Origin of the sequence: Paenibacillus barcinonensis, from assembly GCF_003217495.1 — a bacterium.
GTDB lineage: Bacteria > Bacillota > Bacilli > Paenibacillales > Paenibacillaceae > Paenibacillus > Paenibacillus barcinonensis.
The window spans coordinates 20,385-29,482 of sequence record NZ_QJSW01000037.1; the positions used below are offsets into that span (position 1 = coordinate 20,385).

General features: G+C 49.7%; 6 protein-coding genes and 11 tRNA genes. All 17 read right to left on the minus strand.

Annotation, left to right across the window (positions count from 1 at the left end; all coding sequences use genetic code 11):
* Positions 1-68: 68 nt before the first annotated feature.
* The gene (gene iolB, locus DFQ00_RS27715) at positions 69-875 is read right to left on the minus strand and encodes a 5-deoxy-glucuronate isomerase (protein ID WP_110899662.1); all 807 of its coding nucleotides are present in this window, start codon (positions 873-875) and stop codon (positions 69-71) included.
* Between the two features lie 131 nt (positions 876-1,006).
* Complete coding sequence (iolG, locus tag DFQ00_RS27720; protein ID WP_110899656.1) at positions 1,007-2,059, minus strand: inositol 2-dehydrogenase; 1,053 nt, start codon at positions 2,057-2,059, stop codon at positions 1,007-1,009.
* Positions 2,060-2,151: 92 nt separating this feature from the next.
* A complete protein-coding gene (locus DFQ00_RS27725; RefSeq protein ID WP_110899657.1) occupies positions 2,152-3,627 on the minus strand; it encodes a CoA-acylating methylmalonate-semialdehyde dehydrogenase in 1,476 nt (491 codons plus the stop codon).
* A 145-nt stretch (positions 3,628-3,772) separates the two neighbouring features.
* Positions 3,773-4,783, minus strand: a complete 1,011-nt coding sequence (gene iolC / locus DFQ00_RS27730) for a 5-dehydro-2-deoxygluconokinase (RefSeq protein ID WP_110899658.1) — start codon at positions 4,781-4,783, stop codon at positions 3,773-3,775.
* A 53-nt stretch (positions 4,784-4,836) separates the two neighbouring features.
* A complete protein-coding gene (gene iolE, locus DFQ00_RS27735; protein ID WP_110899659.1) occupies positions 4,837-5,739 on the minus strand; it encodes a myo-inosose-2 dehydratase in 903 nt (300 codons plus the stop codon).
* Between the two features lie 102 nt (positions 5,740-5,841).
* Positions 5,842-7,707 carry a 3D-(3,5/4)-trihydroxycyclohexane-1,2-dione acylhydrolase (decyclizing) gene (gene iolD / locus DFQ00_RS27740; RefSeq protein WP_110899660.1) on the minus strand — a complete coding sequence of 622 codons (1,866 nt, stop codon included), beginning with the start codon at positions 7,705-7,707 and terminating at the stop codon, positions 5,842-5,844.
* 376 nt (positions 7,708-8,083) lie between these two features.
* Positions 8,084-8,154: transfer RNA gene (locus DFQ00_RS27745), tRNA-Gly, on the minus strand.
* An 11-nt stretch (positions 8,155-8,165) separates the two neighbouring features.
* Positions 8,166-8,239, minus strand: a tRNA-Pro gene (locus tag DFQ00_RS27750).
* 7 nt (positions 8,240-8,246) lie between these two features.
* Positions 8,247-8,325, minus strand: a tRNA-Leu gene (locus DFQ00_RS27755).
* A 26-nt stretch (positions 8,326-8,351) separates the two neighbouring features.
* Positions 8,352-8,428, minus strand: a tRNA-Arg gene (locus DFQ00_RS27760).
* Between the two features lie 4 nt (positions 8,429-8,432).
* Positions 8,433-8,507 (minus strand) — tRNA-Gly (locus DFQ00_RS27765).
* An 11-nt stretch (positions 8,508-8,518) separates the two neighbouring features.
* A tRNA-Leu gene (locus tag DFQ00_RS27770) sits at positions 8,519-8,599 on the minus strand.
* A 12-nt stretch (positions 8,600-8,611) separates the two neighbouring features.
* Positions 8,612-8,684, minus strand: a tRNA-Lys gene (locus tag DFQ00_RS27775).
* A 10-nt stretch (positions 8,685-8,694) separates the two neighbouring features.
* Positions 8,695-8,780 (minus strand) — tRNA-Tyr (locus DFQ00_RS27780).
* 6 nt (positions 8,781-8,786) lie between these two features.
* Positions 8,787-8,862, minus strand: a tRNA-Thr gene (locus DFQ00_RS27785).
* 20 nt (positions 8,863-8,882) lie between these two features.
* Positions 8,883-8,958: transfer RNA gene (locus DFQ00_RS27790), tRNA-Phe, on the minus strand.
* Between the two features lie 50 nt (positions 8,959-9,008).
* A tRNA-Asp gene (locus tag DFQ00_RS27795) sits at positions 9,009-9,086 on the minus strand.
* Between the last annotated feature and the right edge of the window lie 12 nt (positions 9,087-9,098).

Sequence of the window (9,098 nt, forward strand, 5' to 3'; positions counted from 1 at the left end):
CTTCTTATTATGAAGGGGGAATTCTGCTTACGCAATGTGAAGAGGTAATTACTTTTTACTTTTTACTTTTACTTTTTAAACAGCCACTCATGATCAGGATCATTATGGAACTTCCACGTCCGCGTCGGTCCTGCCATCACATTGAGATAATACACCTCATACCCTGGAGGCGCACCTACAGGATGATATCCGTTCGGCACAAGCACCACTTCACCGTTCCTCACAGCAAGTGTCTCGTCTACAGAGCGGTCATCGGTATAGACACGTTGAATAGCAAAGCCCTGCTCCGGCTGCACACGGAAATAATACGTCTCCTCCAGCAAGGACTCATCCGGCAGTGCATCCCGATCATGTTTATGCGGCGGGTAACTCGACCAGTGGCCATCCGGTGTGAATACTTCAACGACCAGCAGGCTGTCTGCTTCTTTTTGCTCAGGTAGAATGTTATGAATATGCCGCTCCAGGTTGCCATAACCGCGCCCTTCTACACCCACATCCTCAGGTGCAATCAGACGCGAAGGATACGTACCCTTCCCCGGTGCAGCACAGATCGCGATCTCCAGATCAGTAAGAGCAGTAACCTGCACCTGATCTGATGAAGAGACATAGACGGAATACGGAGGAATCTTTTCAAAAACGCTCATTCGTTTCCCGATATTCTCCCATGTCTGTTCACGCGTGCTCACATTCGCAAGTCCGCTCAGAAGCACGATACAAAGCTCCTGATCGCCACTCTCCCGGCTTAGTTTCTCCCCCGCTGCGAGCTTCGCCACCTGAAATCCAACATATTCCCAGCCAGCAGACTCTGGAGTTACGGTTAACACGGTTCCGTCTGCCTTCGGATTCACGGCCGGTTTAACGATAAGTTCTGACATGCTGCCATTCACTCCTTCCATATTCGTCTGTTATTTGGTGGTGCTTTGTTCTCCTGTCATCATATCATCCAACTACGAGTGCTCGTTTCATATACCTGATGCATGACACAGATATCGTTGTTCGCCAGATGCTACAGCGCCGCCGATTGTGAGCCTTGCAGAGCACCCTGGACTTCGGTCATCTTCACTGGTCTTCCGAGCTCCATAGACAGCTTGGCTGCCAGAGCGATTCGCTCAGCCTGTACCGCATCATTCCCGTCCACAGTTACCGGCTTATCCTGAATAATCGCATCAATAAACAGTGCTGTCTCCTGCACATAAGCTTCGTTGTAGCGTTCAAGGAAGAAGTGCAGCGGTTTATCACGCATCAGTCCAGCCGCTGTGCTGATCAGAGCCGTATTCGGATGATCATTATCTGCCGCCACACTGCCCAGCGATCCAAATACTTCCACACGCTGATCGTATCCGTACACAGCCTGACGACTGTTATCAATGACACCAATCGCTCCATTTGCAAATGTTAACGTCACAATTGCTGTATCCACATCGCCATGCTCTGCGAACACCGGATTAATGAGCACCTTGCCTTTGGCATATACTTCTTCCACTTCACTGCCTGACAAGTAACGGGCCATATCAAAGTCGTGAATCATCATATCCATGAAGATTCCACCAGATACCCGGATGTACTCCGCAGGTGGCGGGCTTGGGTCACGCGAAGTGATCTTGAGGATATGCGGATCACCGATGGTGCCTTCCAGCACATGTGAACGCACTCTTTTGAAATTATGGTCAAAACGGCGGTTAAATCCGATCTGGAGCTTCACGCCAGCCTTCGCTACAGCCGCTACAGCCGCTTCTGTCTGGGACAAGTCCATGCTGACCGGCTTCTCGCAGAAAATATGCTTGCCCGCTTGAGCCGCTTGCTCAATCAAAGGTACATGTGTATCGGTTGAGGAACAGATCAACACTGCATCAATGTTTGGCATTGCAATCAGCTCGCTGCTATCCTTGGTTACCACAGAGATCCCGCGCTCAGAGGCCCAAGCCTCCAGTTCAGGTCCTGCAAACAGATCACTGATAGCTACGATCTCTGCCAGCGGATTGCGCAGCAGGTTGTCTGCATGGATTTTGCCGATGCGTCCGGCCCCGATGATACCGATTCTTACTTTGTCCTTGCCCATTCCGTTATCCTCCCTATATACGTCCCTATGGTGTTGATGAGCTGAGCTCGCGCTCAGCTCTTACATGTACACACTGTACTGTTTGTTAACAACTACCAGCGTGTGGTGACCATTTTCTTACGGGTGTAGAACTCAACACCATCGGTGCCGTTAGCATGCAAATCACCGTAGAACGATTTCTTCCAGCCAGAGAATGGGAAGAAGGCCATCGGTGCCGGTACACCCAGGTTTACTCCCAGCATGCCCGCTTCAATCGTTTCACGGAACTGGCGCATATTTGCACCACTGCGAGTAAACAGACATGCCCCGTTGGCAAAGTCTGAACGGTTTGCCAGTTCAACAGCTTCCTCCAGCGTCTCTACTCTTGCTACCGAAAGCACTGGAGCAAAGATCTCGTCCTTCCAAATTTTCATCGTGCTATCTACATGGTCAAATACGGTTGGGCCTACAAAATAGCCGGAACCATCTGTAGCCTGATCCTTCCGTCCATCCCGAATCAATGCGGCGCCTTCCTGCTCGCCTGATTCGATGTAACCCAGTGTACGCTCTTTGTGAGGACCGCGAATGACCGGGCCAAGGAACACGCCTTCGTCCATACCGTTACCAATGTTGATGCGGTCGGCCGCTTCTACCAGCTTTTGTACCAAGGTATCTGCCACATCACCCACAGCTACGACAACAGAACAAGCCATACAGCGTTCGCCAGCTGATCCAAAGGCTGCACTCGTGATCTCTTTAACCGTCAGATCAAGATCAGCGTCCGGCATAACGATGGAGTGGTTTTTCGCTCCAGCCAGTGCCTGAACACGTTTGCCATTAGCAGATGCCGTTTTATACACATATTCTGCCACAGGCTGTGAGCCGACAAAGGAAATTGCCGCTACTTCTTTATGCTCCAGCAGTCCGTTCACCACATCATGTGCACCGTGAACGATGTTAAGCACGCCATCCGGTAGACCCGCTTCTTTGAAAAGCTCTGCCAAACGTCCTGCCAGCAGGGGTGTACGCTCAGAAGGCTTCAATACAAATGTGTTACCGCACGCAATCGCCAGCGGGAACATCCAGCATGGTACCATCATCGGGAAGTTAAACGGAGTAATCCCCCCGATTACACCGATAGGATAACGGAACATGCCTGATTCCAGACCTGTAGCGATATCAGGCAGCTGTTTGCCCATCATGAGGTTTGGCGCACCCGCTGCGAACTCAACGCACTCAATACCGCGCAATACCTCGCCATAAGCCTCGGCATAACTTTTACCATTTTCCAGTGTGACCAGTCTTGCCAGCTCTTCCCAGTGCTCCACCAGCAATTGCTGATAACGGAACAGAATGCGAGCACGGCGAGGAACCGGTGTGCCACTCCATGATTTGAATGCTTCGCGTGCCGTTTGCACCGCCAGATCAACATCGGCTTGCTCAGACAGCGGCACATATGCAATAATTTCTTCCGTTGCCGGGTTTACGACCGGTTCGGTCCGTGTTGTTGACGGGGTTACCCAAGCTCCCCCGATCCAGTTCTGTACATTCGTCACTGCTGCAGACACTTCTGAAGTTCCTTTTCCCATGTGTGCTGTCTCCCCTCGTTTATGTGCGTTACTTCTGGCGTTCCTTAACCGATTCTCACGTTAACCCGTACGTTTCTTGTACGTTCCTTCGCTTCTCCATATCCAATTCTCTTTGCCAGATTACAAAATCTATCGTATGTGCCGCTTAGGACGGAATAATCTCGCCCCGGTCGCAGCGTTCAATGTATTCATTCACTTGTTCCACGGTTGGCATGGCATCCGAGCAGCTGTGGCTGGAGATGACGATGCTTGCCGCTGCGCTTCCGTAGCTCATACTGCGCTCAATTGTCCAGCCCTGCATCAATCCATATAAGAATCCTGCGGCATACGAATCTCCGGCACCAAATGTTTTGACAACTTGAGCAGGATAACTGTTCGCCCGATGTGAGAGTCCCTCGCGTGTATAAGCTATGGAGCCTTCCTTACCGTGCTTGATTACCACAATATTGGCTGAAAAATCAAACCATTTCTGGGCGGTCACCTGATCACTATGCTCCGGGTTGTGCTCGAATGTCTCCATCATGTCGAATTCTTCCCGTGTACCTAGGATAATATCGCACTTTTCGGCAGCAAGGTTATAGTAGACTGCTGTCTCCTCATCGGATGTCCATGTGTATGGACGATAGTCCAGATCAAACACAATGATAGTGCCATGTTTTTTGGCATAGGTCAGGGCTTGAATAACCGCTTCACGGGAAGGGCTCTGTGCCAGAGCTGTACCAGAGATCAGCAATACTTTGGAATCCGCAATCAGCTGCTCCTGTACCTCGCTTGCCTGCAATAACAGATCGGCTACATTGTCGCGATACATCAGGATGCTACAGTCTGTCGGGCTCTTGATTTCTGTAAAAGCAAGACCGGTTACTGCCCCTGTGTGGTCCGTCACCACATTGCTGATATCAATTCCGTTCTTCTCCAGATAACTTTGGATGAAGCGGCCCATCTGATCACCTGCAATTTTGCCGATAAACGCGGTCTCCATTCCGAGTCTGGACATCCCGATGGTAATATTCGCTGGAGAACCACCCACATATTTGGTGAACGTCATCGTCTCTTCCATTGGGCGGTTAATCTCATTGGCATTCAAGTCGATACACAAGCGGCCAATAGCCGTAAAATCCTTTTTCCTTGTGGTCGGAAAGGATACATAAGTCATCGTGTGTGAACCCCTTTCTATCATGGAATAATATCGAAGTTAATTATTTTTCTTTAAACGTGCTGGTACAGAGACTCCATATAACTCAGGGAACGCTTCGCATACTCATACGGATTGTGAAGCGCCGGGTCCTGTTCTCCTTCAAGCATCGCCCAGCCATCATATCCGCGACTGATCAGCTCTTGCAGTATAGGTGCAAAATCAATGCATCCATCCCCTGGCACAGTGAACACTCCTCTGCGAATGCAGCCAACAAAGTCCGATTGCTCTGCACGTGCCTGATCCAGCACATCCGGGCGAATATCCTTCAGATGAATATAGGCAATTCGATCATAGTGTTTACGCAGCACCTCAAGTGGGTCAGCTCCCCCATAGTAGGCATGGCCTGTATCAAAGAGCAGGTAAACCAGCGAAGGGTCTGTCAGCTCCATCAAACGGTCAATTTCCTCCGGCTGTTCAACTACTGTGCCCCCGTGGTGGTGATAAGTGAGCTTCAATCCATATTCCTTGGCTATAGCTCCTGCCTGGTTCAAGCCTTCAGCAAGAACATGCCACTGGGCATCGCTGAGTCTGAGCACTTCTTTTTCGTGTGGTGTCCGTCTTGGATCAAAATGAAGTGATCCGCCTACCTCGGCCGTACTAATCACCTTACTTCCCATGGATTGCAGAAATTCGGCATGTCTGCGATAGTCGTCCAGCTCGGCCTGGCGATACGCCAGATCGGAGAACAGTACGGATTTCCATTGAGAGATCAGGTTAATGTTTCGTTTGCTTAATTCTTCACGCAACGTTGCAGGATCAGTCGGATACTTGCGCCCCATCTCTGTACCTGTCAATCCCAGGCGCTGAATATCGTCTAGAATCTGGGCACAAGTGGTATCATCACCATGTTCCTTCACATCTTCGCCGACCCAGTTGATCGGATGAATCCCAAGCTGGAATGGCAGCTTGCTCATGGTTTCACGGCTCCTTTAGTTGGTCATTTCACAACACGTTCTGTGTACTAAATCGTCATGTCATCAAAAATTGATGTCTTGGATGAAATATATCTAATCTGCCTAAACGAGTTTTGCTTTGCCGCGATTTGTTTTCATCGCCTCATGGGCACGAACTACTTTTTCCTCTACAGATACTTCAGGTACACCGACATTCCACCATGATTCATATCCGCTTGTGTTGGTTCCCGGTACAACTGGAATCTCAATCAAGGTCGTTACGGTTTCATTCTTCGCATCACGAATGGCTTGCTCCAGCTGCTCGGCAGTTTCTGCTCGATATGCTTTGGCTCCCATACTGCGCGCGTGTGCTGCAAAATCCATTGGCATATAGTCTCCGGTTAAACGGCCGCTCTCCGCTTCACGATAACGGAACTCGTTCCCAAACCCGTCACTGCCGTGTTCACGCTGTAAATTATGAATACATTGGAAGCCATTGTTATTAAAAAGGAGGATCGTCATCTTTCGCTGTTCCTGCAGGCTTGTCACCAGCTCGGAATGCAGCATCAGGTAACTGCCGTCACCCACCATGGCATATACTTCACGCTCTGGCTCCGCAAGTGCTGCGCCGAATGCTCCACTGACCTCGTATCCCATACAAGAGAAACCATACTCCATATGGTATGTCTTAGGTTCAGTTGCACGCCACAGACGATGTAGGTCACCTGGAAGACTTCCTGCCGCACAGACAATGACCGAAGATGGATCAATTGTACGGTTTACAATGCCAACTGCTGTTGTCTGTGCAAGACCCGCTTCATGCTGGACAGCGTACAGCCGATCCACTTCAGCAGTCCATTGATCACGCAGATCAGCTATCTCAGATGTCCCGTAGCCAGTCTGATACTGTTTGGCCTGTAGTCCCTTCTGCAATGCTTGTAGTCCCTCACGAGCATCTGCAAGGATGGCTTCTCCACCCAGCTTGGCAGCATCCATGCTATTTAAGTTGATATTAATAAATTTCACTGACGGATGCTGAAAAGCGGCATGCGACGCCGTAGTAAAATCGGAAAATCTTGTGCCTACCCCGATAACTACATCTGCTTCTTTAGCCAAGCGGTTGGCTGCCAGAGAACCCGTTACCCCGATAGCTCCAACATTCAGCGGATGATCCCAAGATACTGCGCTTTTCCCAGCCTGTGTCTCAGCCATCGGAATGCCAAACGTCTCAGCAAATTCAATCAGTTGAGCCGATGCCTCGGAGTACAGTACCCCTCCACCGGCAACAAGCAAAGGCTTTTTGCCTTGAGCGATCTCATCTACTGCCCGTTCGATCGCTGCCTGCACGGGGGGTCTGCGATCGAGATAATGCACCTTGCGAGCAAAGAATGACTCAGGATAGTCATAGGCTTCTGCCTGTACATCCTGAGGCAGTGCCAATGTCACAGCCCCCGTTTCAGCAGGGTCTGTCAGGACACGCATCGCATTTGTGACAGCAACCATCAATTGTTCTGGACGTACGATACGATCCCAGTATTTGCTGACAGCTTTGAAAGGGTCTGTAGCAGAGATCGTATAATCGCTGCTTACTTCAAGCTGCTGCAATACTGGATCTGGTTCGCGTGTAGCGAAATTATCGCCAGGAAGAAGTAAGACCGGAATTCGGTTTACTGTTGCTGTCGCTGCAGCTGTAATCATATTTAATGCACCTGGTCCAATGGACGTTGTACAAGCGTAGATTTGTTTGCGGTTCTTCTGTTTGGCGTAAGCTGCTGCTGTGTGCACCATGCCCTGTTCATTTTTCCCCTGCATATATGTGAGGCTTCCAGGGCTGCGCTCCAGTGCTTCCCCAATCCCTGTTACGTTACCGTGTCCGAATATTCCAATAATCCCTTTAACAAACTTGGTTTCTACCCCGTCTACTGAAATATATTGCTGATCCAGATATCGAAGCAGAGCCTGAGCCATCGTTAGTCGAATCGTTGTCATAAATGATCGTCATCCTTTCCTTTACGGGTTAAGCGCTTAATCTACGTTAAGTTTAAGCGCCTTACCCCTAAAGGTTAAGCGCTTAATTCATATGGTATTACAGGCTGGGCATTTTCGCAAGCTATTTTTGTAAGCGTTTTATTAAAATTAGAGATTATTTCAGTAAAAACTAGGGGCGATATGGCTTTATCGAATAGTTGAGATCAAAGGTGGGAAGGTTGTGTGTAGCTGGCTGCTGGGTGTATCGCTCAGGTTATGAAAGCTGGAAGAACAGAGGAGGGCATCCGTAGTTTATGATCTAAAAAAAATAACGCTACTTCTTATACAAAAAAAAGAAAGAGACAGCTTGTGCCGTCTCTTTCTCCTCAATATATAAAGCGGGTGATGGGAATCGAACCCACGCTATTAGCTTGGAAGGCTAAAGTTCTACCATTGAACTACACCCGCATAAACAAAAATCGGGATGACACGATTTGAACATGCGACCCCCTGGTCCCAAACCAGGTGCTCTACCAAGCTGAGCTACATCCCGTTAGCGATACCGGCGAGAGGACTCGAACCTCCACGGTTTCCCACTCGATTTTGAGTCGAGCGCGTCTGCCATTCCGCCACGCCGGCGTAGTTATTCTTTTAGTGAAAAATAATGGCGCGCCCTGAGAGATTCGAACTCCCGGCCTTTTGATTCGTAGTCAAACGCTCTATCCAGCTGAGCTAAGGGCGCATATTGGAGCGGAAGACGGGAATCGAACCCGCGACCCTCGCCTTGGCAAGGCGATGCTCTACCGCTGAGCCACTTCCGCAAAATAAGGGATGCGCGTGGAGGGACTTGAACCCCCACGTCAAAGACGCTAGATCCTAAGTCTAGTGCGTCTGCCAATTCCGCCACACGCGCATATAATAAAAGTGAGTCATGAAGGATTCGAACCTTCGACACCCTGATTAAAAGTCAGGTGCTCTACCAACTGAGCTAATGACTCATAATAAAACTGGTGGAGGATGATGGATTCGAACCACCGAACCCGTACGGGAGCAGATTTACAGTCTGATGCGTTTGGCCACTTCGCTAATCCTCCATAAAGTGGTGCCGGCGAGAGGACTTGAACCCCCAACCTACTGATTACAAGTCAGTTGCTCTACCAGTTGAGCTACACCGGCGTATCAAATTGTTGTATAGATGGTGGCTCGGGACGGAATCGAACCGCCGACACGAGGATTTTCAGTCCTCTGCTCTACCGACTGAGCTACCGAGCCATATTTGAATTTACCGAATTATGGATTTTCATCCTTGAAGCATACATAAATGGCGGAACCGACGGGATTCGAACCCGCGATCTCCTGCGTGACAGGCAGGCATGTTAGGCCAACTACACCACGGTTCCAGATCACTTTCC

Excerpts from the sequence above, each read along its gene's own strand:
- iolB (WP_110899662.1), bottom strand. The coding sequence starts at position 875 with ATGTCAGAACTTATCGTTAAACCGGCCGTGAATCCGAAGGCAGACGGA.
- iolG (WP_110899656.1), bottom strand. The coding sequence starts at position 2,059 with ATGGGCAAGGACAAAGTAAGAATCGGTATCATCGGGGCCGGACGCATC.
- DFQ00_RS27725 (WP_110899657.1), bottom strand. The coding sequence starts at position 3,627 with ATGGGAAAAGGAACTTCAGAAGTGTCTGCAGCAGTGACGAATGTACAG.
- iolC (WP_110899658.1), bottom strand. The coding sequence starts at position 4,783 with ATGACTTATGTATCCTTTCCGACCACAAGGAAAAAGGATTTTACGGCT.
- iolE (WP_110899659.1), bottom strand. The coding sequence starts at position 5,739 with ATGAGCAAGCTGCCATTCCAGCTTGGGATTCATCCGATCAACTGGGTC.
- iolD (WP_110899660.1), bottom strand. The coding sequence starts at position 7,707 with ATGACAACGATTCGACTAACGATGGCTCAGGCTCTGCTTCGATATCTG.